The organism is Paradesertivirga mongoliensis (genome assembly GCF_024436395.1).
GTDB lineage: Bacteria > Bacteroidota > Bacteroidia > Sphingobacteriales > Sphingobacteriaceae > Paradesertivirga > Paradesertivirga mongoliensis.
This window is the reverse complement of sequence record NZ_JAFMZO010000001.1, coordinates 371675-397662: the sequence shown is the minus strand read 5'-3', so window position 1 is coordinate 397662 and position 25988 is coordinate 371675. Positions and strand designations below refer to the sequence as shown.

Annotated in this window: 23 protein-coding genes and 1 pseudogene; 9 read left to right on the top strand and 15 right to left on the bottom strand. The window is 41.9% G+C overall.

Annotated features, from left to right (window positions below):
- Positions 1 to 4: 4 nt before the first annotated feature.
- The 3 genes from J3P43_RS01370 to J3P43_RS01360 form a co-directional block, all read right to left on the bottom strand.
- Complete coding sequence (locus J3P43_RS01370; RefSeq protein WP_255898209.1) at positions 5 to 931, bottom strand: TIGR01777 family oxidoreductase; 927 nt, start codon at positions 929 to 931, stop codon at positions 5 to 7.
- 1 nt (position 932) lies between these two features.
- Complete coding sequence (locus tag J3P43_RS01365) at positions 933 to 1757, bottom strand: DCC1-like thiol-disulfide oxidoreductase family protein (protein ID WP_255898207.1); 825 nt, start codon at positions 1755 to 1757, stop codon at positions 933 to 935.
- A gap of 61 nt (positions 1758 to 1818) precedes the next feature.
- Entirely contained in the window at positions 1819 to 2325 is a 507-nt protein-coding gene (locus J3P43_RS01360) for a GbsR/MarR family transcriptional regulator (RefSeq protein WP_255898205.1), read from the bottom strand.
- Between the two features lie 62 nt (positions 2326 to 2387).
- Between J3P43_RS01360 and J3P43_RS01355 the strand changes: the two genes are divergently transcribed.
- The 5 genes from J3P43_RS01355 to J3P43_RS01335 all read left to right on the top strand — a co-directional run bounded on the left by J3P43_RS01355 (position 2388) and on the right by J3P43_RS01335 (position 8044).
- Positions 2388 to 3638 carry a Fic family protein gene (locus J3P43_RS01355; protein WP_255898203.1) on the top strand — a complete coding sequence of 417 codons (1251 nt, stop codon included), beginning with the start codon at positions 2388 to 2390 and terminating at the stop codon, positions 3636 to 3638.
- A 72-nt stretch (positions 3639 to 3710) separates the two neighbouring features.
- Positions 3711 to 3866, top strand: coding sequence for a hypothetical protein (locus tag J3P43_RS01350; protein WP_255898201.1), 156 nt, complete (start codon positions 3711 to 3713; stop codon positions 3864 to 3866).
- Between the two features lies 1 nt (position 3867).
- A complete protein-coding gene (locus J3P43_RS01345; protein WP_255898199.1) occupies positions 3868 to 4287 on the top strand; it encodes a thermonuclease family protein in 420 nt (139 codons plus the stop codon).
- A 164-nt stretch (positions 4288 to 4451) separates the two neighbouring features.
- Complete coding sequence (locus J3P43_RS01340; RefSeq protein ID WP_255898197.1) at positions 4452 to 7268, top strand: TonB-dependent receptor; 2817 nt, start codon at positions 4452 to 4454, stop codon at positions 7266 to 7268.
- 5 nt (positions 7269 to 7273) lie between these two features.
- Positions 7274 to 8044 carry a GLPGLI family protein gene (locus tag J3P43_RS01335; protein WP_255898196.1) on the top strand — a complete coding sequence of 257 codons (771 nt, stop codon included), beginning with the start codon at positions 7274 to 7276 and terminating at the stop codon, positions 8042 to 8044.
- Here J3P43_RS01335 and J3P43_RS01330 read toward each other — a convergent pair.
- Positions 8041 to 8784 carry a YdcF family protein gene (locus J3P43_RS01330; RefSeq protein WP_255898194.1) on the bottom strand — a complete coding sequence of 248 codons (744 nt, stop codon included), beginning with the start codon at positions 8782 to 8784 and terminating at the stop codon, positions 8041 to 8043. The genes J3P43_RS01335 and J3P43_RS01330 overlap by 4 nt on opposite strands.
- 284 nt (positions 8785 to 9068) lie before the next feature.
- On the opposite strand from J3P43_RS01330, the gene J3P43_RS01325 reads away from it, so the two are divergent.
- A complete protein-coding gene (locus J3P43_RS01325; RefSeq protein ID WP_255898192.1) occupies positions 9069 to 10538 on the top strand; it encodes a PEP-utilizing enzyme in 1470 nt (489 codons plus the stop codon).
- 18 nt (positions 10539 to 10556) lie between these two features.
- Here the strand turns inward: J3P43_RS01325 and J3P43_RS01320 are convergent, their stop codons facing one another.
- The 5 genes from J3P43_RS01320 to J3P43_RS01300 all read right to left on the bottom strand — a co-directional run bounded on the left by J3P43_RS01320 (position 10557) and on the right by J3P43_RS01300 (position 15937).
- A complete protein-coding gene (locus J3P43_RS01320; protein WP_255898190.1) occupies positions 10557 to 11165 on the bottom strand; it encodes a hypothetical protein in 609 nt (202 codons plus the stop codon).
- Positions 11166 to 11292: 127 nt separating this feature from the next.
- Positions 11293 to 12117 carry a PAS domain-containing sensor histidine kinase gene (locus J3P43_RS01315; protein WP_255898188.1) on the bottom strand — a complete coding sequence of 275 codons (825 nt, stop codon included), beginning with the start codon at positions 12115 to 12117 and terminating at the stop codon, positions 11293 to 11295.
- Between the two features lie 99 nt (positions 12118 to 12216).
- Positions 12217 to 13302 (bottom strand): MBL fold metallo-hydrolase, encoded by a 1086-nt coding sequence (locus J3P43_RS01310; RefSeq protein ID WP_255898186.1) that lies wholly within the window; start codon positions 13300 to 13302, stop codon positions 12217 to 12219.
- 125 nt (positions 13303 to 13427) lie between these two features.
- A complete protein-coding gene (locus J3P43_RS01305) occupies positions 13428 to 15389 on the bottom strand; it encodes a sensor histidine kinase (protein ID WP_255898184.1) in 1962 nt (653 codons plus the stop codon).
- A 107-nt stretch (positions 15390 to 15496) separates the two neighbouring features.
- Positions 15497 to 15937: a hypothetical protein gene (locus J3P43_RS01300; protein WP_255898182.1), complete on the bottom strand. Its 441-nt coding sequence runs from the start codon at positions 15935 to 15937 to the stop codon at positions 15497 to 15499.
- A 221-nt stretch (positions 15938 to 16158) separates the two neighbouring features.
- Here J3P43_RS01300 and J3P43_RS01295 point away from each other — a divergent pair, with 221 nt between their 5' ends.
- Complete coding sequence (locus tag J3P43_RS01295) at positions 16159 to 16728, top strand: RNA polymerase sigma factor (protein WP_255898180.1); 570 nt, start codon at positions 16159 to 16161, stop codon at positions 16726 to 16728.
- Between the two features lie 10 nt (positions 16729 to 16738).
- Here J3P43_RS01295 and J3P43_RS01290 read toward each other — a convergent pair whose 3' ends face one another.
- The 3 genes from J3P43_RS01290 to J3P43_RS01280 all read right to left on the bottom strand — a co-directional run bounded on the left by J3P43_RS01290 (position 16739) and on the right by J3P43_RS01280 (position 21249).
- Positions 16739 to 17380, bottom strand: coding sequence for a response regulator (locus tag J3P43_RS01290; protein WP_255898178.1), 642 nt, complete (start codon positions 17378 to 17380; stop codon positions 16739 to 16741).
- A gap of 57 nt (positions 17381 to 17437) precedes the next feature.
- Positions 17438 to 20506, bottom strand: coding sequence for a ligand-binding sensor domain-containing protein (locus tag J3P43_RS01285; RefSeq protein WP_255898176.1), 3069 nt, complete (start codon positions 20504 to 20506; stop codon positions 17438 to 17440).
- Between the two features lie 101 nt (positions 20507 to 20607).
- The gene (locus J3P43_RS01280) at positions 20608 to 21249 is read right to left on the bottom strand and encodes a phosphatase PAP2 family protein (protein WP_255898174.1); all 642 of its coding nucleotides are present in this window, start codon (positions 21247 to 21249) and stop codon (positions 20608 to 20610) included.
- Between the two features lie 109 nt (positions 21250 to 21358).
- Here J3P43_RS01280 and J3P43_RS01275 point away from each other — a divergent pair, with 109 nt between their 5' ends.
- Both J3P43_RS01275 and J3P43_RS01270 read left to right on the top strand, forming a co-directional pair.
- Complete coding sequence (locus J3P43_RS01275; RefSeq protein WP_255898172.1) at positions 21359 to 22555, top strand: BamA/TamA family outer membrane protein; 1197 nt, start codon at positions 21359 to 21361, stop codon at positions 22553 to 22555.
- Positions 22556 to 22676: 121 nt separating this feature from the next.
- Positions 22677 to 23069 (top strand): SPW repeat protein, encoded by a 393-nt coding sequence (locus J3P43_RS01270; protein ID WP_255898170.1) that lies wholly within the window; start codon positions 22677 to 22679, stop codon positions 23067 to 23069.
- Between the two features lie 41 nt (positions 23070 to 23110).
- Here J3P43_RS01270 and J3P43_RS01265 read toward each other — a convergent pair whose 3' ends face one another.
- The 3 genes and pseudogenes from J3P43_RS01265 to J3P43_RS19750 all read right to left on the bottom strand — a co-directional run.
- Positions 23111 to 23524 carry a response regulator gene (locus J3P43_RS01265; protein WP_255898168.1) on the bottom strand — a complete coding sequence of 138 codons (414 nt, stop codon included), beginning with the start codon at positions 23522 to 23524 and terminating at the stop codon, positions 23111 to 23113.
- Positions 23499 to 23933 (bottom strand): ATP-binding protein, encoded by a 435-nt coding sequence (locus J3P43_RS19755; protein WP_439652056.1) that lies wholly within the window; start codon positions 23931 to 23933, stop codon positions 23499 to 23501. The genes J3P43_RS01265 and J3P43_RS19755 overlap by 26 nt, the downstream gene beginning before the upstream one ends.
- Before the next feature lie 306 nt (positions 23934 to 24239).
- Positions 24240 to 25250 (bottom strand): annotated as a pseudogene (locus J3P43_RS19750) (PAS domain-containing protein); the annotation flags it as partial.
- Between the last annotated feature and the right edge of the window lie 738 nt (positions 25251 to 25988).

The following is a 25988-nucleotide window of genomic DNA, read 5'->3' as shown; positions in this document are numbered from 1 at the left end:
GGGATTAAGTTCTAATACTTAAAAGGTCTTTCACCGCATGCTCTGCTTTTGAAAAAAGAAAGGGGTAACCGCTATCGAGAAGGCGCTTAGGTAAAACCCACCGGCTTTTCAGGATCAATTCTGTTTCTGTCCCAATTATTTCTGCACCAATTTCGAGCAGCCATGCAGGTGCAGGTAAACCGAAAGGAAGCCCGTATGCATCGCGAATGATGGACATTAGTTGAGCGTTTTTTACAGGCTCGGGCGCCGTGCAGTTGATCACTCCGTCTAGTTTTTCATGATTCATGAGCCACTCGGTACACTTAGCAGCATCTTGTTCGTGTACCCAGGCGACGTATTGCTGTCCGTCTCCCTGTTTTCCTCCCAAGCCGCATTTTACTAGGTTAAGCAAGCGCGGAAATGCTGCGTCTTTGCGACCAAGTACTATGCCCATTCGCAACGCGATCTTCCGGGTACGAGGCGTATTGGTGTTAAAGAAAGTTTCTTCCCATTGGCGACAAACATCAATTGAGAATCCGTAGCCTATTTCTCCGGTTTCCTCATCCTGCGGGCGATCTTCTGCATGCCTGTAAATAGTAGCAGAAGTAACGTTAATCCACAGCTTTGGTGGAATGTCCATCCCGGCGATCACAGTTCCTAAAAGCGCTGTGGGAACTATTCTTGAATTGATAATTCCGGCTTTATTTTCTTCTGTATATCTGCAGTTCACATTTTTACCACATAGGTTGATGAGCAGATCTGCACCATCCAGGCTTTTTATCCATTCACCTTTTGTACAGCCATCCCAAAGCACCGTTTGGATATTCCCGTGGGCAGCCTTATTCTTCCTGCTCAGGATAATTACTTCATTTGCAAGAGGTCTGTAATATTCGGCTAATACTCCTCCGAGGTATCCATTACCTCCGGCCAGCACGATCTTGTTGTACTTCATGTCAGTTAGTTAAAAGGATGAATAAAAGAACCAATATGCGATAGAGCACCCAGCTGGTTGTTAGCATCCAGCCAAGTTCCAGGAGCTTGGTCCTCCGGATGTGTTCCAATAACATCAGACCTGCTACTGCCATAAACCAAATGGCGCAAAAGAGCGGATGAAGATTGAACCATTGTGCCAAAAGCAGAACCGGTAACAGGAGTAGCGCTCCTCCAAAAGAAATAGTCATCATATTGCCCAAATAGTCCCAGCGTTTGCTTTTGTGAATGATGCTGATGATAGCTCCTTGAAAAAAGATCTGACCACCACAAATCAGATACTCGCGATAGACACTTCCTTCAGGAAGGAGGCCCGTCATCAAGCTGGCGTAAGCAGAAAGGACGATTGCTGTAAGCAACCACGTGGCGAAGAGATAAGCCAGGCGGTAGTTTAGCTTAAATGTGGGTTGCAGCTCGAAACTATTCGCTGCAACCGGCGCAGGAATGATCACCCTTCGATTGAAGGCAATAAACGCATAGAGCTTACTCATCAGCCAAACGAACGGTCTAAATAAAAACAAGGGCTTAAGCACAGGGAAAGAAGCAGCGAAAACTTTGAACAGACTCTCTACTCCGTAAGTCACTTCACCTGTTTCCTGGTTAACCAATGCGATTTCATTTACTGCCCGTTGCCGGTCGAGCATTGGGCAAGCTTGGGCAGGAAGTTCCTGGTAAGCAGTTCTGCCATCGTTATCGAGCATTCCGCTTTCTACAAATGCCTGAGTATACATGCGGCACATAGGGCACTCGGCGTCGAAAAGGATGAGGTGGTTCTTAAGCGCTTTCATAATGCTGCTTATAATTATTGAATTTTCAGTAAAAATTGAAACATTGTTATAAAAAAATATTCTACTTGAATATTTTAAAAATTGAGCCCCAAAACCAGCTCTCTTCTGCTTTAAGCATCGTATCTAATGTTCTATCCACGTTTTTAGCTAATTTATTGATATCAGTAACCGATTTATTGAATGTTTTGTATTCGGGATCGTTTACATCTCCTTCTACCTTTGTTAATTCATCTAGAGCCTTTAGAACTGGGTCTAATTCTCTTTTTCTCCGCTCTTTAGCTACCTGACGGGCAATGTTCCAGGTGTCTTTGTCAGCATAGAAATATTCTTTACGCTCGCCTGCTTTATGTTGCTTTTCAATCAATCCCCAGCCCATTAAATCCCTTAAGGTCATGTTTGCATTCCCTCTTGAGATACTTAATGTTTCCATTATCTCTTCGGTAGTGAGTGCTTCGGGAGAAATCAACAGTAAAGCATGAACTTGTGCCATAGTGCGGTTTATACCCCATTCAGATCCCAACTTACCCCATGTCTCGATAAACTTTTTCTTTGCTTCTGCCAGTTCCATGGAACAAATATAGAGGAAGTTATTAAACTTTCAAAATATATTGAAAGTTTAATAAAGATTAAATGAATGGAATAGCGGTATTCCGGTCATATAGCGCCTTGCGGCAAATATTTGTTAAATCACCGCAAATTTGCGGCGTATTATTAGAATGTGCGGCAAATAATTCTTACATTCACCGCATAAATGCGGCAATTATGTATATCCATGAACTGAGTAACTGGCCATTATTCACCTGGGACTATCAGCAATTTAGTGCAAAGCTTGGTGAAATCAGATACAGGCAAGGGAAAATATTTGGCCAAATGAATTCGGTGGGCTTCAAGCTTAAAGAAGAAGCTATCCTCCAGACTTTGACTTTAGATGTCGTTAAATCGAGCGAAATAGAGGGCGAGATACTCAACTCTGAGCAGGTAAGATCGTCTATAGCTAAACGCCTCGGTATTGAAGTGGCAGGTATTACCCCAACAGACAGACACGTTGAAGGTGTGGTTGAGATGATGTTGGATGCTACTCAGAAATACAACACTCCGCTAACAGAAGAGCGTCTATTCAATTGGCATGGCTCATTATTCCCAACCGGGCGAAGCGGCCTTTCTAAAATTACGGTCGCTGAGTGGCGGAAAGATGAGAAAGGTCCTATGCAAGTAGTATCCGGTGCTTATGGCAGAGAGAAGGTACACTTCGAAGCTCCGTCTGCTACACTTGTGCAAAAATACATGTCGGAGTTTTTAACCTGGTTCGAAGAGCAGCAAGATATCGACCTAGTATTAAAAGCAGCGATTGCCCATTTATGGTTTGTAACCATTCACCCTCTTGATGATGGAAACGGACGGATTACCAGAGCGATAACTGATATCCAATTGGCGCGTGCTGACCGAACCGGACAACGCTTCTATAGTATGTCTGCCCAGATTCAGAAGGAGAGGAGTGCATATTATAACATCCTGGAAAGTACGCAGAAAGGGAAGTTGGATATCACAGAGTGGATTGTTTGGTTCCTGGAATGTCTTGACAGATCCATGGATGCCACGGATCAGGTATTAGAGAAGATAAATATAAGAGCCAGCTTTTGGGAAGCGAACAAAGACGTCCCATTAAACAGCAGACAGCAGAAAATGGTGGACACTATGCTGGATGATTTCTATGGAAAATTGAATGTTTCTAAGTGGGCCAAAATGTGCAGTTGCTCTACAGATACGGCTCTTCGCGACATTCAGGATTTAGTGGGGAAAAGTATTCTTATGAAGGACGAAGGCGGTGGCAGAAGCACTAGTTATAAGCTAAATTTAACGCAGGCAGTGAAACCTAATTGAATATTTTCTGCTTATACCCTTTCGGGATTAAATACCTTTTAAATAATAACTATTTACCTGAAGAGGTATATTATGAATGATTTCAGTATTGCCATTTACCCATCATTCTTCCGCCGCGCAAATGCCTTAATCCTTATCTTCGTCCCTGATGAGAAAGCGGAGTATATTGATGCTGCTATTCCTTTCGATAAGTCTGGTGGCTTTGTGCAAGGAAATTATAAAAGGTAAGGTGATTAAGATAGCCGACGGGGACACCATGACCGTCTTATCCGAAAACCAGCAGATCAGAGTACGACTTCATGGAATAGATTGCCCCGAAAAAAAGCAGGACTTTGGGACTAAGGCAAAGCTCTTTAGCTCTCAATTAGCATTCGGAAAAACGGTTACAGTGCAGGTTCTGAACAAAGATCGTTATGGACGAGCAATCGGATTGGTTATTTTGCCGGATGGAAAAATTCTTAACCGCGAACTACTAAAAGCGGGTTTAGCCTGGCATTATAGGAAATTTGATAAATCTGCAGACTTTGCAACTCTGGAGCTTTACGCAAAAAGAAGTCGGGTGGGGATTTGGAGTATGAAAAATGCCATCGCCCCCTGGGAATTCAGAAAATCAAAAGATAGCCGCCGTCTTATCTTGCAAAGAAAGTAATCGAACCAATTCCAAGACGTCTTTTCCCCCTAGCATTCTCGCAAGTTCCCGAACTAAACCGCATACTCTTAACTGTTAATTAATGTTAATTAATAGCTTTTAGATCAGAGGCTTCTTGAATACTAAGAAATTAGTTATACCTTAGGTGCACTTAAAACCTCATTATGAAATCTAGCTTATGGGCAATAATATTAATTTCCCTGACATCTTTTTCGCTTAAAGCACAAACTACTTATTCCATTAAGGGAACGGTGGTCGACACATCTGCCAATGTGAATCTTGAAAACACTTCTGTCAGTATTCTAAATTCAAAAGATTCTACTTTGGTGAAATTTACAAGGGTAAACGCAGAAGGAGCCTTCTCTATGGATAATCTAAAGCCAGGGAAATTTATCCTCCTGGTAACTTACCCTAAATATGCCGATTACGTCGACAACTTTACCCTCGATTCGGTCAAACAATCCGTGGACTTTGGCCGCATTAGTTTACTGCTTAAATCCAAATTGCTGGCCGATGTAATTATCAAAGGGAAGGCAGCTGCGATCAAAATTAAAGGCGACACCACAGAGTACAATGCCGGAAGCTTTACGATAGAACCCAATTCTAAAGTAGAGGATCTATTAAGGCAGTTACCCGGAATACAGGTAGATAAAGACGGGAAAATTACAGCCCAGGGTGAAACCGTGAGCAAAGTATTAGTGGATGGTGAAGAGTTTTTTGGCGACGATCCCACGCTGGTCACAAAAAATATCAGGGGAGATATGGTGGATAAGGTACAGCTTTATGATAAAAAAAGCGACCAGGCTACTTTTACCGGAATTGACGATGGCGAAAAGACCAAGACGATTAATATCAAATTAAAAGAGGATAAGAAAAAGGGGTATTTCGGTAAGGTAGACGCGGGAGGTGGAAACAGCGAATATTACCAGGGGCAGGGAATGTTCAATGCGTTCAAGGCTAAACGAAAAATATCTGCCTATGGTACGATAGCAAACACCGGTAAAGCAATGAGCTGGGACGATGCTAATAAGTACGGCGCATCAAGTATGCAAATGTCCGAAGAGGGCTACTTCTACTCAAACAACAGAGATGACTTACGTTACAACGGCGAGGGGATTCCCTACTCACAGTCAGGCGGAGTGCATTACGATGCCAAATGGAACAAAGACAGAGAGACCGTGAATATGAACTATAAAGCAGGTGGGCTCACGATTGAGGGTGTTCGAAGTAACCAGTCGCAAACCAGTTTAAGGAGACTGACTGCGGATGGCAGAGATTCTGCTGCAATGTTCACCGGAGCCAATTCTTCTACTTTTAGAAATAATACCTTCAGACAAAAGCTAGATGTTACTTATACTTTAAAAATTGATTCAACGTCAGACCTTAAAGTTGTTGCCGACGGTACTTTAAGAAACACTGAAAGGGCCGATGTTGATGAGGGTATGAATATGAGGGGAAATAATGCTCTTCAAAATAAGAATACCCGTAATTCGAATAATGAGGGGAAAAACGAATCGTTCTTTGGCAGTATTTTTTATACAAAAAAGCTAAAGAAAACCGGAAGGACATTGTCTATGCTGCTTAGCCAGACATTTAACAGAGGTGAAGACGAGGGGCTGGTATTGTCAAAGAATGATTTTTATGATGAAAGCGGGACTTTTACCCATTTTGAGAACCTCGATCAATTAAAAACATCAAATTCCAAGAGTTCGGCAATTAACTCTAACATTACTTATACCGAGCCATTATCTAAAACTCTTTCACTCGTATTAAACTACGGCCTGAATCTTAACAGCAGCTCATCAGACAGGAAATCCTTTAATAAGTCGGGGCAGGGGGTGTATGATATTTTTGACGAAAATTTTAGTAACAACTTCGATTATAATCAAAGTTCTAATCAGGGGGGCGCGGTTCTAAATTTGAAGAAAGGTAAAAATATTGCTAATATAGGGGCGAAGGTTAACGCGGTAAAGCTTGAGCAAATAGACATTTTGAGAGATGATAAATTTGAAAGGAACTTTATCAACATCAGTCCTCAGGCCTCTTATCAGTACAGGTTTTCGCAGTATAAGGGGTTGAGTATAAGATACAATGGGAGTACTCAACAACCCAGTATAAGCCAGATTCAGCCGGTACGGGTGAACAATAATCCGCTTTTTATCTCTCGCGGAAACCCTGACTTAAACCCGTCGTTCAGAAATTCTGTCAATGTAAATTATAATTCGTACAAAGTACTATCTGAACAGTATATGTACGGTTATGGCTCGTATTCTTTTACCGTTAACCCTGTTATTGGATATACGGTGACTGATACTTCAAAAGGAGCCAGTGAATACCAGTCAGTTAATCTTACCAGCAAAATGTCTTCAAATTATTATTTGAATGCCAGTTTCAGCCGAAAAATTAAGAGCCTGGGCTTCACCTTAGGTTTGTCGGCGGGAGTAGACGGAAGCAAGAATTACAACTATATCCGTAATAGCGATGATCCGGAAAGGATCTTGAATTCATTGACCAGAACCAGTTATTCGGTTAATCTCAACGCGTCACATTATGTTGCTAAAAAGTACAATTTCAATGTTTCACTAGGCCCTTCTTTCAACAATAATAAGTCTACCGTCCAAAGTACCGATAATAGCGGTGGCGGTTTCAACTCCAATGGTTCTTTCAGTGTCGAATTACCGGGGAAGCTCCAGCTTAGTGCTGATTACCGCTACACCTTAACCAAGAGGACAAAAACGTTTAATCAGGATATCGACTTTTTCATTTTGACTACCACACTAACCAAAAAGTTTTTGAAGGATGAAAGTTTGAAATTTGCTGTGTCAGGTAACGATTTGTTAAATCAGAATACCGGTTTTAGCAGACAGAGTTACGATAACTCAAACTCACAGAGCGACCATACAACCATCAGGCGATACGCACTATTCTCATTAATCTGGGATTTTAACAAAATGGGCGGAGGAATTAAGCCAAAAAATTAAGGAATATGAAAACTATCATCTTAACAATAATATCTATGCTGCTGATTGGCGGCAGTTTACAAGCTCAGTTTACCCGGTTTCCTATGCAGGGAACGATTGAATTCGAGAAAAAGGCAAATATGCACGCTATTCTTAAAAGCGAGATAACGAAAGACAATGAAGCGTATATGACTCAGATTCTGGATCAGTATAAAAAAACGCAGCCGCAATTCATGACTATGAAGAGCACCCTGCAGTTTTCGAAGGATAAGTCGCTGTTTACCCCCGCCGAGGAACCTTCATCAACAGCATCTAGGTACAGCAGTCACCCTTCTGTCCAGCAGATTAATACTGTGTTCAACGATTTTGCTACCCATACCAGCAGCGTTCAAAAGAAGGTATTTGAACAAACTTTTCTCATTAGAGACAGTATCCGTAACGTAAAATGGAAAATAACCGACGAAACGCGTGAAATTGCAGGATATTCATGCCGCCGCGCCAACGGTCTCATCCTGGATTCTATTTATGTTGTAGCTTTTTACACTGATCAGATTCCTGTGGCGAGCGGCCCCGAAACATTTTCGGGCCTGCCGGGTATGATTCTCGGTGTTGCATTGCCTCATGTACACGTTACATGGTTCGCTACTTCGGTAACCGACAAACCGTTAGAAAAGCCCTTAGCTTCTCCAACAAAAGGGAAAGCTACCAATTATAAGGGCCTTGTCGCCACTTTTGATTCATTAATTAAAAGCTACGGAGAGCAAGCAAGAAAGTACTTTCAGGCTTTTATGCTTTAGTTTTTGAAGTAGTAGGCAATGTATCCTAACACTTCTTTAATGTAAAAATTCCATGTACTCAAAATGCGGGCATCGGGGGTAAAGCTGCTTGGCGAAACCCTCTCCCGGCCGGCAATATAATTACATGAATAGGGAACCACTTCCAGTCCTGCTTTGCGGAAGGTGAGCAACGAACGGCGCATGTGAAATGCTGAAGTTACCAGCAGATAAGGCGGTGCCAGGTTACGCTGTTCTATTATTTTTTTAGAAAATGCTGCGTTCTCTGAAGTGTTTCGCGACCGGCTTTCGAGTAGTACTGCTGAATCGGGTACGTTGTATGATTTTATTTCTGCCGAAAGCCACTTAGCCTCTCTAAATCCGCTCGGCTTCAAACTGCCATTTCCACCAGTAAAAAGTAATGTGGAGGCCTTTTGTGAAATCGCCAACTTCAGCGCTTGTATAAAGCGGTCGGCGGAGCCATTAAAATATCCCTCTGCCCTTTCATCTTCACTAACGAAACCGCCAAGTACAATGGCGCAACTGTAACGGTTATTATCTGTATTCTGTTCAATATCCCAGTACCTTGCAAATTGATTTAAAAGAAACGGGTTGGTAAAAATCAGCAATAGAGAAAACGATGTTATCAAGCATCGTCTTTTTTGAGATTGTTTCCTGAAAACCAAAGCCCCCAGCAAGGCAATAAAGATCCATGTGGCCGGCAAAATAAATATCAGTAATAGTTTAGAGAGAATGAAGAACATAATTCCTGACTGATAACGCCCTGCGGTAATATTACTAAATGCAATGCAATACGCGTCAGGATTTTTAAAGATTAGTCTTCATTAGCGGTGTGAAGAAGTGTCTGGAATGAATTTTCCGTTCAATGGTCTGAATACTTGAATGTTATGTTGCTGTCTTTCGATTTTTAATCTATAAGTAAAAAATATTTCAGTTTTTTGAAACCTAATGGTCCCAAAATGCGAACAAGAGAACATCGGTCTCGCTTTCACATTGCTCGGTTTTATGTGTTAACCTTTTATCTTTAATGGTAGTTTTTCAAAACGAAGATCCTTTTTCAATATCCGTATCAGAAAAAAAGCAGAGTGTTATTGTTTACGACAACTCTAACATACAAAAATGCTGCAACGGTGTCACCACTCCTTTAACATATAATCTTACCAAACGGCTTTATGCATTGGTTTACCGGAAAACGGTTAAATCTCTTTCGCTTAGCAAAAGCGTTATGAAAGACAACGAGGATGTGTTTCAAAATCTGGTTGGTTTGATTAAGGGACGTATTTACTATAACATTAACAATTGGTACCGTGGGGTGCTGTTATTCAATCCTTTTAAACAGAACAATGTAGCGCTGGCCCAGATGCTTGGCCTTACGGATAGCCTGAACTTTGCAGAAGATGATGGACAGAGCTGGCGCATAAAGTTGATCCGCGTATGGATGAAATATATTATCCGGCCTCAGCTCCTTTTAAAATTTGCGGCGTTAAAAAGATCTGTCCCTAAGTTTCTAAATGAGATTCAGGAGTTTAACGCCGAATTTTACAAGCAAAATTTTCAGCAATCAGGTATAGATGACTTGAAAAGAAGCAAAGCCGAGCTTGACGGTAATTTAATAACAAACTGGACTGTACCAGTAATAAACGATCTATATATCCTGCAAGCTTGTGCAGTTTTGACCTGTAAATTGAAGGAAGCTGAAATAGGCGGCGCAGAGGAATTGGTAGACAATTTCTTAAATGAAGAGCAATCCGTATCAAGTCTGCAACCCGCCAGGCATATGCACCGCCTGGCCATTATTTGTGCTTCACAGCCCGAACTGAAATTACTGATTAGCAGGCTGCCTAACGACATACATCAGCAGGTTAAAGTTCGCTTTACCGATTTTTATCAAGAAGTGCTTCATTTTATAGATCACTATGGCGATAGAACAACCGGCGAGTTGAAATTGGAAACGCAAACTATGCGCACCAACCCTTTGGTGTTTTACAGTTATCTACGCGATTGTTTACACGCTCAAATCTCTGAAATAAGGGCAGGCAGCCAATCGCAGAGACTCTGCATTAAAATATTTGAATCAAGATTATCAGCTGTTCCGGATGCGCAGAAAATGAATATATTTTCTGCCATAAACAAATTGCAGACGGCTATTGCTCACCGTGAGGTGTTTAAACTTGAACGCAGCAGGGTGTTTGGAATGTATCGTACCCTGTATCTAGCTTTCGGCGATTTATTTGTAAGAAATGGCTGGATAGAAAACGCAGATGATATATTTTATCTCACGGAAGATGAGATTCTTGCTTGTAAGAATGGCAAAGAATATATTTATGATACCCTGGTTGCTACCCGCCGGCAGGAGTTCAAATCGTACGAGGCAGAAAGTATTCCTTCCCGGGTATTTGTGTCAAGCAAGGTTATTGATGCTATCATTAACAAAGAAAATGCACTTCCTGTGATTCAGGGTTTTGATTCGATGGAGATAAAAGCCGAAGTGGCCTGAGGCTGACCGGCATTTGAACTACCAGGCTTCCATTTCTTCAAAGCTCTCATACTCTTCAAAACTATCGGCCTGAACAGCGCCTTTTTCACCGCTCACGATAATTGCTTCTGCGGCAATGAGCTTATTTAATAGATTTATTCTTTTGAGATAAGGATTCCAGTTGAACAGCAGTTCGGTAAGCGGATGATAAAAGATGATAAAACTAAACACATCTATAAAATGTCCCATCCCCGACTGGCTTGCTGTAACTTCATCCATCAGCACGGGTAACAATAAATTCAGTCCGGATACAATAAAAAGGCTTACTCCAAGAGTTCCGTAGTTCCTGCGCTTAAATTTGGAGAAGGCTTTAACTTCCAGTTTTTTCTTTGCCGTGAAGTGGCCTCTGATGGCATACATCAGCGGGTCGGCAAACTGCTCGTCGATTTTGTTTTTACTGTTTAGTTTGAAAAAAATTGGATCGTGCCGCTTGGACGACTGAACCGATTGCCGGATATACTGCTCAAATCGCACACTTAGCTGACGCTTATAGATGGGAGAAATATCATGTGGATTGAAGTATCCATTGATAACATTCTTGTCTAAAGCCAAGAATATATTAACACTTTTTGAGACAGTTTTACTCATTTAGAATTGTTCCCGGCAGGGAAATAACAGTCTTTATACGCAATTAAGCAGGATAGGGTTCAGATTTCTGCCAGAGATGCTCCTCAGAGCCCCCCCCTGAGGATTTCTGGAGGTTGCGGGCATTTATTTATTGTCGCTCGAGTTCATTTATTTTGTTGCTTACCGAGCAGATGGTTTTGTCGAGATCATCTGCACTTTGTGCCAGTAGTAGCAGGCATTCTGTTCGTTCCGGTTCAGTTCCTGATTCTATTAGTTCAACAAGACTGAGGATGGAAGACAGCGGTCTTCTGATGTCGTGTGAAGCCATCCAGGTGATGTTTCGCAATAAAGTATTTTGTTTAGATAGCTTTTGCTCAAGTAGCCGGTATTCGGTAACGTCGGTTTGGATTGACAGAAATCCGCTAAGTTGGCGATCGTTATTATATAGCGGGGTGATGTTGGTATTGATCCAATACTTCTCACCTGTCTTTTTATAGATTAAAATTTCGGTGCTGCAACTTACCCCCTCTCTCAAAGCTGTATCAATCTTTTCGGCTGTATCGCGGTCTGTTTCCGAACCACGCAGCACTTCTTTGGGATGCCGGTTAATAACATCATTTAAACTATAGCCACTGGCAACTTCGAATGAGCGGTTGACCCAGGTGATTTTTCCCTCAGGATTTGAAAATATAATGGAACTCTGCACTTTGTTTAGTATCTCGAAAAGCTTACGATTTTCTTCTGCCTGCAGATTGAGGTTATATTGCTGTTTTATCAGTTTCCGGTTACTATGCCTTACCAGGAAGAAAAGGAAAAAAGTTGAAACGGAAACGAAAAGAAAGCCCTTGCTTTTGCTGATGAATGCCTGCTGTTCTATATTAAATGGCAGCGAGAACAGCCATTGATCGCTGAAGGTTATCCATAGAATACCCGCTATGAGGAAGAAAACAGGAATTCTAAAATCCTCTTTCATTGATTTTTAGGTTTAGGTTATCGCAGCAGTTTACGCGAAATGCTTACAAGGGTTCCATTGTAATTGAAAAAATAAGGAATTTGTGATAGATATTATTGACTATTTCCACCAGGTTTCGCAATTCTTATATTCTTTTAATGGAAGTCTTTCGCCGATCATTGGATGAAGAACCGGCATGTTCCTTTTACCACATTCGTCAATCACCCGGTTAATGGGTTCATCCCACGCGTGTTGCGCCAACGCGAACTTTGCCCAGTGTACAGGGAGCAGATATTTAGCTTTCAAGTCTGTTGCAGCTTGCACAACCTGCTCCGGCATCATATGGATGTACTTCCAGTTTTGGTTGTACTGGCCGCATTCTAAAATAGCAAGATCAACCGGGCCATAAAGCTCGCCTACGGTTGCAAAATGCGTGTCGTACCCAGAATCTCCGCCCATGTATATTTTCATGCACGGGCTGGTTAATACAAACGACATCCATAAAACCTGGTTACGCTTCAATCCCCGGCCCGAGAAGTGCCTCGCAGGGCATGTATTTACTTTGAATCCCGCATCAAGTACCACTTCTTCAAACCAGTCGCATTCGGTTATCATATTTGTAGAGTAACCCCAATGTTCAAGATGGGCTCCTACACCTAGTCCGGTAATAACGCGGCGGACTTTAGGTTTCAGTTTGATGATGGTTTCATAGTCGAGATGGTCCCAATGATCATGGCTAAGAAAGAGATAATCGATTTCCGGAATGTCATCAGTCGTATATATATCGCTGCCCTTATAGCTTTTGGTAGTAAACTTCACCGGAGATGACCTGCCGCTGAAAATAGGGTCGACCAATATTTTCTTTCCGTCTACCTGAAAAAAGTAAGAAGAGTGTCCGAACCAAACCAGGACGTCCTCGTCCGCATTTAACGCGTGCAAATCAGTTTTCGACGATGGCAGGGTTAAAGGTGGTCTCACCGAATCACTTTTATTAAAAAGGTATTCGCGTAAGACCTTAAAAAGACTTACTCCTTCGGTCAGGTCGGAAGTAGGGTTAAGGTTATGAAATTTACCCTCCCGGTAATTCGGTGATTTCTTTATTCTTTCTAGGCGGTCGCCGGTGGCTATCCTCCCAAACTGGGCCTGATGTAAAAAAAAGTAGGCGAAAGCAACTAAGGCTACTATAAGTATTAAAGCAGTGATCATCTGGCTCGTGTGCAATGGTCAAATATAAAATTTTAACGGAAGGTCCGGGCGCAAATCGACACTTTCACGGTATTCGAACTTGTCCCCTCCATCGAAGCACAAACGATGCGCCATTTTTCAGGTGTTTAAAAAAGGATCTTAAAGGTTGTTCCCACATTCACTTGGCTGTCTACCGCGATATTGCCGCCCAGGGATTCGACTTGATTTTTTGTTAAGAATAAGCCCACTCCGGTTGAGTCGGGATGATTATGGAAGGTTTTGTACATTCCGAAGAGTTTCCCCTTATATTTTTCAAGATCAATTCCCAAGCCGTTATCCGAGAAGGTCATTGCTACTTTGCCGTTTTCCATATTCGTGCATACCTTAATTTCGGGTGGCACATCAGGTCTGCGGTATTTTATAGCGTTGCTTATGAAGTTATGGAAAATGCTTTCCAGATAGGCGGCGACATAATCCATTTCGGGGCAGGCAGAAAAGTCGGTAACGATTATTGCCTGAGCAGTTTTGATATCTCTTTCCAGAACGCTTTTTGCAGTTAAAAAAACATCTTCAAAATAAAGTCGCGATCTGAGGTGCTTTGACGCAGATTGTGTGGCAACAATTTCATTTAAATCGGCAATGGTCTGCTGTAAGGAGTCGGCTGCAGATTTGGTCATTTCTAGAATAGCTGCTTTTTCTTCGGCCGATTCCTCTTCCTCATAGATACTCAGTGTGCTTTTGATATTTCCTGCGTGAGTTCTAAGATTGTGAGAAACGATATGCGTAAAGTTCATTAACCTTTTATTTTGCTCGTTGATGATCTCTAGTGATTCCTCCAGCAATAGCTCCTTCTTTTTTGCTTCGTCTATATCCTGAAGAGTGCCACCTATCGCTATTGCCTCGCCTTCGGTGTTAAAGATGGTGCGGGCTTTGGCATTGACCCAAATTTCGTGTTTTTTGGCCTTAAGTATTTTGACTTCTATTTCGAAAGGTTTACCATCTTTCAAGGCCTGTTCAAAATGGTTGAGGAAGTACTGTCCCGACTCTTTCCCGAAACAATTTAACAAATCCTCAAACCCCATTTCTGTCTCTTCGTTCATCTCCGTTATCTTGTAAAGCTCAGTTGTACAAGAAACACTCTTATCGGGCAGCGAAATTTCCCAACCACCTACTTTTGCAATTCCGGCAGTTTGTTCGAGTAATACCTCTGATTGGTGAAGTAAAATCGTTTTTTCTCTTAATTCGTCTTCACGCAGTTTTCGTACTGTGTCTATCTCGTTCAATCTCCTGGCAAAATAGTACGATAAAATAAATGAAAGGAAGGCGGTCGCTATTACGAAGATAGCCACTCCTAGCTCTGTATTATAGAAGTTAAACCGTTGTCCCCAGAGACGTAGCGCCCCAGTAACCATTGGTGTAAAGAGCAAAAACGGAATTATTCTACGCGCCATGGTTCCGCCTAATTTCTTAGACATGATGGGGCGCATATAGCCTTTATCAGGATAGGAAAATAAAAGTCCCACAGATAGTGCCATGAAACAGATGGAGGTATTTAGAGCCATTGGTCTTAATACCGATGCCCCTATTAATGAACTGTAATTAAATAAGTAACCACACAAATAGACAGAGCTGATAACAAGACAGCACAATACCAGCGCTTGAAAAAAATACTCCTTATTTTTGCTCCTTGATAACGAAACAAAGAAGGCAGCGTTCAAAATCACCAGATTTAAAATTGATGCCGGAGGGATTTTGTTTGTTTCCAGCTGCGGGAACAGGATGTGGTCAATTTCAATTCCGGGCGGAAAAAATCCTTCAGTTAATTTTAATATCGCACCAAAGCTGTTGGCTAACAATATCAGAAAAGTTAGATACCTGGTCCCTTTGAACTCGGGCTTGCTATTAAGCAATAGCCAGCCGCCAAATAAAACGAAGTTGGCGGCTATAACCGGGTTCATCGCCATAAATCCAGGGACTAAGCTTTTAAGCACCGCGCTGTCAATAATCCAGCCAAAAATTACCAATATTCCGGCCAGGCTGATAGCTTGGCCGCAGTGGTGCTGCACAGACAAATGTCGATGTGAGGCGTCGATCCGTTTCTTTCTCATTTTACCGGTTTACGCAGGAAATGTGCGCGCTGTTACACTCTGCAGACGATTCTTTGACGCAATTTTTTGATGTGTATAAAGGAGATAGCCCGTGGCCTTTTCGCCTGTTAAGCTTTTGTTTCCGCTTTTTTCAGTTTACCGGAAAACTTTGTGGCATTAAAAAATTCCAGCTTTATCTGACGCAATGTTTTAATAAATTCAAAAAGCTTCCCTTCAAGGTTTGAATGAAGCACGTTGAGATGTGCTTCGTTTTCTACCTGGCTCTTGTCCAGGAAAGTGCTAAGGTGTTGCTGATGTTGGATGATGTTATTCTTCAATTGTTCTTTGCGCAAATCGAGCGATTCGAAATGGCTCGCCAGGCTCTGGATTAACATGACATTTTGTTCTTCAACAGCCGGAAGGAAGTACCTGTTGATGAGCGACTGGAAGTAATTAATCTCCTGCTCAAAAAATCCGATGTCGGAAAGCCAGTGAGTAGTTAAAACGTACAGTTCTTCGATGCTAAACTCGTGTAAAAAGCCGGTAGAGGATAAGACCTTTGATTCCATTGTTTAAACGTTCATTCTTTAGACCGAAATGTTAATACCTGCTTGCCAGGGGGTGCTTTCAAAAATCGTTTTACCTTATACGCACTTAACAGGTAAATGGTTATGGTTTCTAGTCTGAAGTAAATAGGTCCTTCCGTAGCAACGGGGATTAAACCCCACAAATATGTGATTGATGTGCCTGATAATCAGGCATACATTTGTTCTATTCAATAAATAAACCCATGACGCAATCACGATACCTTGAATTAGTAGAGGGCTGTAAAAATGGCGACAGGCAATGCCAGGAGCAGCTTTATAAAAAGCTGTCGTCCAAAATGTACGGTGTGTGCTTACGTTATGCCCGCGACGGTTTCGAGGCCGAGGATATCTTGCAAAACGGTTTTATTAAGGTTTTTTCAAAGATTAACTACTTTAATGGTGTGGGCTCTTTCGAGGGTTGGGTTAGAAAAATAATGGTTAATACGGCTATCGAACATTACAGAAGAAACAAATACATATCCTGCTCTATAGATATTTCTGAAAATGTAAACGCATATTCTTCCGCTGTTTACCAGGAAGGCCTTGAGGCTAAAGATATTTTGCGCCTCATCACCAGCTTACCGGCATCATATCGCCTGGTGTTTAATATGTTCGCCATAGAGGGCTATTCTCATCAGGAAATCGCAAAAGAGCTTGGCATTTCCGAAATATTGTCAAGAACGCAGTTGAGCAGGGCTCGTGGTATCTTAAAAGAAAAGATTTCCTCCCTCGAAAGCAGAAGTTCAAAATATTTAAGCCTGGTTACGGCCTAAGCTTTTAGGATCAATTAAATAAATTTCCTTTAAAGGCTTTCGCTACAGCTTCACTCTTCGAGTTTACATGAAGCTTTTCGTAGATTTTTTTGATATGCGAACGGACCGTATCGATAGCTATATACATCTCAGAAGCTATCATTTTATAGCTGTATCCATTGACAAGAAGTTGTAGGACCTGAGTTTCACGCTCTGAGAGGTTATAGTCATGCTGCTTATCGCCCGAGTTTTGGATGGATGAAAACATTTTAAGCACCTGTGTAGCGATCGACGAGCTCATTGGCGCTCCGCCGGTGTTGGCTTCCTGTATATATTCGATAAGTTTGGCCGGCGGCGTTTTTTTGAGGATGTATCCGTTTGCTCCTGCCTTAATAGCATCAAAAACGTGTTGATTGTCGTCGAAAACAGTAAGCATTAACACCTTAACATCTGCACTCACCTGACGCAGCATCTTGAGTCCCTCCAGGCCAGAGGTCTCGGGCATGTCGATATCCATTAAGATAATATCCGGTTTCAGGCTATTATACTGTTCGATAATATTTGTAGGATTCCCAAAGGCCCCCACCACTAAAAAACCGTCAGAGCCATTTAGCAGCATAAACAGGCCTTCGCGCAGCTGGGAATTGTCTTCGTATAAGATTATCTTTATCATTCACCTCTATCTCGGGCCGGAAATTATAAAAAGCTAACTTGTTCTGCAATCACATATTTATGTTAGTGGCAGCTCGAGGCAAATCTCTGTGCCCAGCCCCATTTCAGACTTGATAGTAAATTTTGCTTTAAGCCTGTCGCTTCTTTTTTTCATGTTCAAAAGCCCGTTGCCTTGCTCTGCCTGGTTAGGGTCAAAGCCTTTGCCGTTGTCTTCGATCTGAAGTATGAGCTTATTGTCTTTTTGATAGAACTGGATATCTGCTGTGCTTGCGCCGGAATATTTAGCCAGGTTATTAATAGCTTCTTTAAAAATCAGGAAGAGGTCGCGCCTTGCCTCCATATCCAGTGTCAGCTCCTTCACTTTTTCATCGAGTACAAAAGAGTAGTCGATATTTTTAGGTTCGAGTATGCCTGCGGCAAATTCGCGCATGCGTGCTGTTATTTTTTGTATGCTGTCGTTAGATGGCTTGATGCTCCAAACAATGTCGTCCATAGCCTCCATCATTCTTATACTGTTATCCGATATCTTACTAATATAATCGCCTGCACTAACAGTATCTGATTTTACTTTGACCTTCGCCATTTCGCTAAGGATATTGATTGTGCTAAGGGTAGATCCCATATCATCGTGGAGATCTCTTGCCACGCGTTCGCGGATTTTCTGGACCTCCATCAGTTGGTTTAGCCGCAACCTGTAACCGAAATAAATAATGCCTGCGATAGCGCTGCTTACCAGAAGTAAAAACCACCATGTTTGCCAAAAAGCAGGTTTTATGCGAATGGGCAGACTGGTAACCTCCATGGATTCGAGCCCCTGGCTATTTACAGATTTTACCTGGAAGGTATAATCGCCAGGCGGCAGGTAGGCGTAATTTGCTGCAATTGGCCCGTCCGATTCAACCCAGTTATTGTCGGCGCCTTCGAGTTTATAGTAATATTTAAGCTTGTTGCGCCTGTTGTAATTTAAAGTGGCAAATTCAATGGTGATCGAGTTTTGATTACTGTTCAACGTAAATTTGTCTAATTTCAGGATCGAATCTACCGGTAAGTTATTGTTGAAAAGCTTAAAGTCTGTGATCGTTACTTTATCAGGGCGTTTTTTATCCTTGATCTGGTCGGGGTCAAAAAGCACATAATTATTTCCTCCCGCAAATAAAAGCTGGTTATCCTGCAGCCTGGCACTGGTTTGCAAAAGATTATCGGCACTGGTGGTGGTGATTAATCCGTCCTTCTGATCGTAAAGCCTGAAAAACCTGCGTTTAAAGTCATAAGTACACAGTCCGCCGATAGTACTCAACCACAGGTCGCCTGAGCTGTCCAGCTGAAGCGATGAAACCGAAGTGAACGGTAATCCGTCATAAAGCGTAAGCTGCTCGACTTTGCCGTTTTTAATATTCAAAATATCGAGATTGCCTGCAGCTACATAGAATATACTATCGTTGTATTGAATAATGTCTTTGATTGAATTATCCGACAAGCTATATCCCGGGGCCTTATCCGCTGTTAAAGCTTTTTTAACTTTATAATCCTTCGTACTCACCTCATATAATCCTTTGCCCTCGGTGGCCACCCAAAGGCGGTTTTGCTTATCGACGTATAGCTTTGAGATTCCAACCTTGAAATTCAATACCCCTTGAAATTTGTTTGTTCCAATATCTGCGGCAGCAAGCCTGATCAGACCTCCCGATTGTGTGCCGAACCAAAGGTTGCCAGACTTATCCTCGGCCACTTGCCGAACGTTTTTATTGTTGAAGGCTGCAGGATTAAGGAATTGGGAAGTTCTGCTGACTAAGTTGTGCTTGATTAGCCGCCCATTATGACAAGTAAGCCAGAGTGTTTTACTTTGGGTGTGTTCCTGCATGTCGCAGACCATATGAAAGGCTTTATCTCCCTTTGGCTGATTTTTGTAAATCACATCCCGGTAGGCAGGGGCAGGCATGATGTCTCTCCCCGAAGTTTTCAGTGGTTCGATATCTCTTCCGGAAGTACTTAAAAGCAGGTGCGAATCTGAAGTTTGCAGGACAGAAGTGATCGCATCTTCATTGTGCCACTTTTTTATAATCCCATGTTTTGCTTCATCAAATATCACTTTGGCAGCATAGAGGCCGTTATCCGACGCTATCCACACATTTTTTTCGCGGTCTTCGAATATATGATTGATAGAGTTGAATTTAATGCCGTAGGTCGACTTGTCGTTGTAGAAAGTGTAAAAGCCCTTTTCATGCTGCCCGAAAATTTTAAGAAAATGCAGTCCGTATGCCCAGAGAATATTTTGTGATTCTTTAAAATCTCTGATCTCAAAATAGCCATTGTCAGAGTTTAATCCGGCTGTATCGGTGGTGAATCTGCCTTTCTGCTCGTCGTAACAATAGGTTTTAGGAGTTCCGCCCGCCCAGCTAACTATCCAGTACCTCCGTTGCTTATCAATGTGCAAATGCGTTACGTTTTTATATAAGCCGGGTTGTTTCGAAAACGCCTTGTTCCAACCGGGGTTTGTATGATTATAAATTTTCTTGTCTTTGAAGTTGTACAATGCCAGGCCTTTATCTGTAGACAGCCAGTAATTTCCTGTAGTTCTGTCTTCGAAAGCATGGTTAATGCCCAGGTCGGCTGGAACATAGAGCACATTTTTGTTTTCCTCAAAAATTCGTTTGCTTTCATTGTATGTGAAAATTCCCACTTTTAATACCGTAAGGAGCAGGTTGCCTTTAAAATCCCGTCTTAAATAATATTCTGCGCGCGGAGGGATTGGTTTTTGCGAAACTACCTTCACTTCTTTAAAAGTATAATTGAAGGTGTTAAACGTTCCGATCCGGCTGCCCATTCTGATCCACATAGTACTTCGGGCATCTCTCAATATTTGATGAACGGCCAGAGCAGGAAGCTTTTGCTGGTTGGAGTTCTGGTAAAAGCTGGTAAACTTACTGCCGTCGAAGCGCTGCAGCCCGTTGTCGGTTCCCACCCAGATTAGTCCGCGCGGATCCTGCCATACGCAATTAACGAAGTTTGATGCTAAGCCATCGCTCACAGAATACCGTGAAAATAGAATTTCCACGGCAAGAGAATTGCCTGTATAAGGAAATAGGCAGATGATCAGACTTAGCCTGAGTACGAAGGTTCTCAACATCTTTTCTAAACACCAAGCCGGATAGGCTGGATTTCATGCGATTAAATTACAATTTAAGATGATATGAATGTTGAAAATCATCAATAAAATGGAGCGGAGATTTAAGTTTCTTGATCAGGTTTCTTTAAATAGTAAAAGCTGAGAGTAAGTAAACACGCTATTCCCAATAAAAAACCGCCCAATACATCGGTAAACCAGTGCGCGCCCAAATAGATCCTCGACACCGGAACACTAAAGATAAGGAAGAGCGAGGCAATGCCGATCACCGCCCGCAGGGTCTTAGGGATGCTTTTTAAATGATACATCAACAGCGTTAAGAATCCGAAAAACACCACATAAAACAGCACATGGCCGCTCGGAAAGCTTTTTCGATTGGCCTCTTCGACTATTCTGACCAGATCCTCGGTTGGCCGCGGCCTGTCTACAATGATTTTAATCGAGGAGCTTACCAGCCACGAACATCCCGTAAGGCAGATAAATAATGCCTCTTTTTTGAATTTGAAAATCAGGAAGAGAACGGCCGTTGCAACAACCATGCTGAAGGAATAAGGAAAACTGCCGAACACACTTATCCCTCTCATTAAATTGTCTAGGAGGGGATGTTGATGCTCTTGTATCTCTTCAGAAAACTCTTGGTCTGCACCCGATTCAGGATAGAAATAAATGAATGCCGTTAGTAAGAAAAAGCCCAATAAAAGGATACAAAGAAGATAAAATAAGAGACGTCTGCGGTATGGGCTCATGTATCAGAATTTCTTATAGAACATTAAAGAGCGTTCGAGGTTTGATGTTTAAGAAACACAGCGGGCCTTATGATGTTACTTATTTACACTATCTGGAAAATAATTTTACATGAATAAGATCTTGCTTACTATACTTTCGCTTTTTATTGGTGGAGTTTCTTTTTGCCAAAACGCCTACAGTGTTAACGATAGTACCTCGGTAGGCGATACTTTAAAACTGCTGACAAAAGACAGCACAGAGATACAAGGTCCTTCTTTTTTAAAAAAGGCCCGGAGGATTTCTCCAACTGCCGACCTGCGTTCTGTTGATGGTTTGTTTCTAGGCCTCTCTTACCGGATAAAAGGGTATAAGGCGCCTGATCCTAATATTCAAAAGATCACTGTTTTAAAGAGTATCAGGACTAAGGCGCTTATTTTAGAATACAAAGGCGAATGGATATCGGTATTTAAAAACACAGATATAACCTTAAACGGACTGGCAGATATTAAGGGGAATATTCTTAACTTTTTCGGCCGGGGAAATGATACTGATTTTGACCGAAGCGGAGATTTCCGGACTTTTTATCGCGTAAATTTTTCGTTCTACCAGATCGAGCCGGCCCTTCGTATCAGACTACCCCAACAATCATCCATAAGCTTCGGCCCGGTTTTTCAGCACTTTGTATTTGATCCGAAGGATAACGGGGGCAGGTATATTAATGAGCTGGCAGCAGGCAATCAACTTAACAATCTTTCGAAAGAAAAAAGCCATGCTGGTGTTGTTTTTAGCTTTATGCGGGATACACGTAATGATTTAAGAATGCCTATAGAAGGTGTTCATTTTAGCCTGCGGCTGCAGGCTTTCGAGGGTTTAAATAAATATTCGGAAACATACGCACAGGCTTTTCCCCAGTTTTCCTTCTATAAAAGTTTGGATAACAGAGGAGGTATAGTTCTGGCAAATCGCGTAGGAGCTGGTTTTACGATCGGTAAGACGGCCTTTTATCAAAGTGCTTTTCTGGGTAGCCAGGACAATCTTTTAGGATACCGTAAGTTTCGCTTTGCGGCAGATCACCTGGTCTATAATAATCTCGAAACGCGCATAACTCTTCCTAGACCACTTCCAATATTAAAAGGCAAGGCCGGCCTCATTGTGTTTTATGACATCGGCAGGGTATGGATTCCAGACGAAGTATCGAAGACTATTCATCATGGATACGGCGCAGGGGTTTTTCTGAATCCATTCAACAGGTTTTTCGTCAGAGCCGTAGCAGGATTCTCTTCCGAAGGCATGCAACCTACTGTTGCATTAAGGCAAAGGTTTTAATTTTAATGTGTAAAATACGGTGATGCTGCGGATTATACCCGTTTGAGGTCGTTTTTCGGCACTTGGCATACAACTTGTAAAAGTATCAGTACATCTAAATTAAAACTTAAAATTCTATACTATGAGATTCATTAGTCGAAAATTCCATGCTGTGTTGGATTATGTAGCTGGAATATTATTAATCGCCTCGCCCTGGTTATTTAACTTCGCCGATATTGAAAGTGCGAAATGGGTGGCTATAGCTGTTGGTATTTTGGTTCTCGGTCTGTCTTTCATGACCGATTATGAAGGCGGAGGAAAAAAAGCTATATCAATGAGCGGACATTTAACCATGGATGTGATCATGGGTATTTTCCTGGCTGCATCACCCTGGTTATTTAATTTTGACGAATTTGTATATCTGCCCCATTTGATTATCGGTATAATGGAGATTGGAGCCGGACTATTTACAGTGAAGACATCGCAGCACTCGCACGGGCATCACGTTGATAGGAATATCAGCCCAGCACACTAAGTTGCGAATTATCAAAAGCTCATGCATTGCATGGGCTTTTTTTACGCTCTTTCTCTTCGAAACCGTATCATCAGTCCTTCCAGAACTTCGATCGTTACAGGCTTTGAAATAAAGTCGATCACCATTTCAAACTCTCTCGAACGTTCTAGATCTTCCGGATTAATAGATGATGAAAGGATAATAATTTTAGCCGATTTGAAGGGAGAATAAAGGGGGCTTGAAAATTCTTTTAGAAAATCCCAACCATCCAGAACTGGCATATTGAGGTCCAGGAAAATTAATTTAGGATAGTCTTGAGACGTATTGTCTTCCATCAAAGCTGAAAAATATTCGAGTGCAGCTCTTCCATTTAAAGCCGTCAGCGTTTCCCTCGCAAAGTCTGATTTCTCGACCAGCTTTCTGTAAAGCATCAGGGCTACGCTGTCATCATCAATGAAGAGAACCTTGTTCAGCATAAATCTTATTGAATGTTAGAATAAACTTTGTTCCTTCATCTACTGCGCTTTCCAGATCAATACTTCCACCTAAAGCCTCCATATGAGTTTTTACAAGATATAAACCAAGGCCCTTGCTGTCGGGATGGTTATGAAACCGCTGATAGAGGCCAAATATCTTGGGTTTAACCGTTGCAAGGTCAAAGCCAATTCCATTGTCTTCGAAGGTTACGATGGTTTTGTCTTCAAATTCTTGCAGTTTAATCGTGATTTTTAAACGGCGTTTATCCGACCGGTACTTTAGAGCGTTGGTTAACAGATTCAAAAAGATGCTTTCAAAATATGTCCTGTTGAAATAAATAACGCTATTTGCTTTTACTTCGAAGCTTACTTCCGGTTTAATTTCCTCAATCAGGTTCGATACCTGCATGAAAACCTTGTTTACCATGTCCGGAACAGAAATATCTTCCATTTCCATCGGTGTATTTTCTTTGATGTACAAAACACTCAACAGGTCGTTTATGGTATCGTTCAAAGCATTTGTCGAAATTTGGAAGCCGTCGAGAATCTCCTTCAGCGACGGATCTTCTACCGGTGTATATTTTAATAAGCTTAGCAAACCCAGTAAGTTCGACACCGGAGCCCGCAGGTTATGTGAAGTGATGTATGAGAACTGGCGCAAATCTTTGTTATGTTTAGTAAGCTCAAGAATCAGCAATTCTCTCTCGTGTTCGTGTTTTTTACGTTCGGTAATGTCACGGTAATTGAAGATTATTGCCTTTACGCTCTGGTCGCAAAGTAGGTTTGTTGCTGTACCTTCTACCCAAATATATTGGCCGTTTTTGTGTCTGATTCTAAATTGCTGAAAAATAGGCTTTCCGGGAGATGCCGCCAGGTCATCATAAAGTTTACGGCATTTTTCAAAATCTTCTGGGAGGATGTGGTCGAACAAGAGTGTTGCGGTTTTTTCCATAGCCGAATAGCCGGTCATGCGTTCTACTGCCGGGCTCTCATAAATAATTCCCGAACCTTCGTCTGTAATCGTAATGCCATCGGTGCTGTTTTCTATCAAAGCTCTGAAGCGTTTCTCGCTATTGGAAAGCTCCTGTGTCCGCTCCTTTACTTTACATTCCAGTTCGGAATAAAATTGCTTGATCCTTTCGTTCTGTTCTCTTTTTTCAGTGATATCCTCCGAAATTCCTACTATGTATAAGGGATTTCCCCTGCCGTCCTTTACAGGGATTTTTTTTGTTCGAAGCCAGCGTTCTCCCTCCTTAGTGTTTACAGGTTCCTCTTCAATTACCACCACCGCTTCGCTATTAAAAACCTCCATATCCTTCTTTTTGAAAAACAGGGCCTGGTCTTCCGGAAAAATGTCATCATCGGTTTTACCGATATATTCGTGTCTCGGTATCCCAAGCAACTGCTCGCCTGCCTTGTTAATCGCAGCAAAACGTAATTCTTTGCCCTTCTTTACAAATATCATGTTAGGGATATTTTCCAGAATCGTTTCGAGAAACCTGTTGCTTTCTTTTATTTCGGTCTCAGCTTTTTCGCGTTCATCAATTTCTTCCTCAAGGCTAAGGTCAATTTTGTTGGCAAGCTTTACAGAACTTAAAATGGTGAAAAGGAAAATAATTAATATGGCAGAGAAAAACAGAACCACGCCGAACTCAGAAGTGTACCAGCCTGATTCTTCGCCATATAATCTAACAAACTCCAGAAAAAGAGGAGTAAGTACCAACATGGGAAGAAGTCGTCTGGCAATCTGGCCACCGCTGTATCTGCTTGTGATTTCGGCCATATAACCTTTTTCTCTGCCGGAAGCCAGCATTGATGTAGCCAGAAGCAGCATACAAACTATCCCGGGAACCACTATCGAGCCACTTTTAAATGGTACATAGAACTGGGGCATATTATGTATACGTCCGATAAGGGAAAATATAGCAAACGCGCCGGTTATCAGAGACAGTGATTGAGAGAAGAAATGTTTTTTATAACTCGACAGTAGAATGGCGAATCCGGTGAGAAGAAACAGGAATGCCGAATTGACCGGAACAGCACTTTGCACTGGGTTGAGCAACGGTTTTCCATCAAAATAGGAGACCATGTTCGAAACAGCTATTCCGATGACAAGAATTGAAATGAGCCTGGGTACAAAAGGATGCTGCCATTGGCTCTTTTCTGTGTTAAGCATCACAATGGCTATAGCGCATAGGATCAGAGAAGCTGAAGTTAGCGGATGCAAGGCATACTGTTGCAAGGAATCCGTGTTCAGGAACCCAAATTTCCAGTTCAACAGTCCGGCAACCCCCAAAGATAGTACGATGGTTAATGCTATGCTTTGAATGGCACCAAGTATTGATCGGCTTGCCGTATTTGTCGTTTTATTGAGCTTCAATTTAGTATTAGAGGTTAGCTTGAATGTTTGTGCGTTGAATGCCTTTATTTTCGTAAGTGCTTTCTACGAAAGATTTACGAAAAG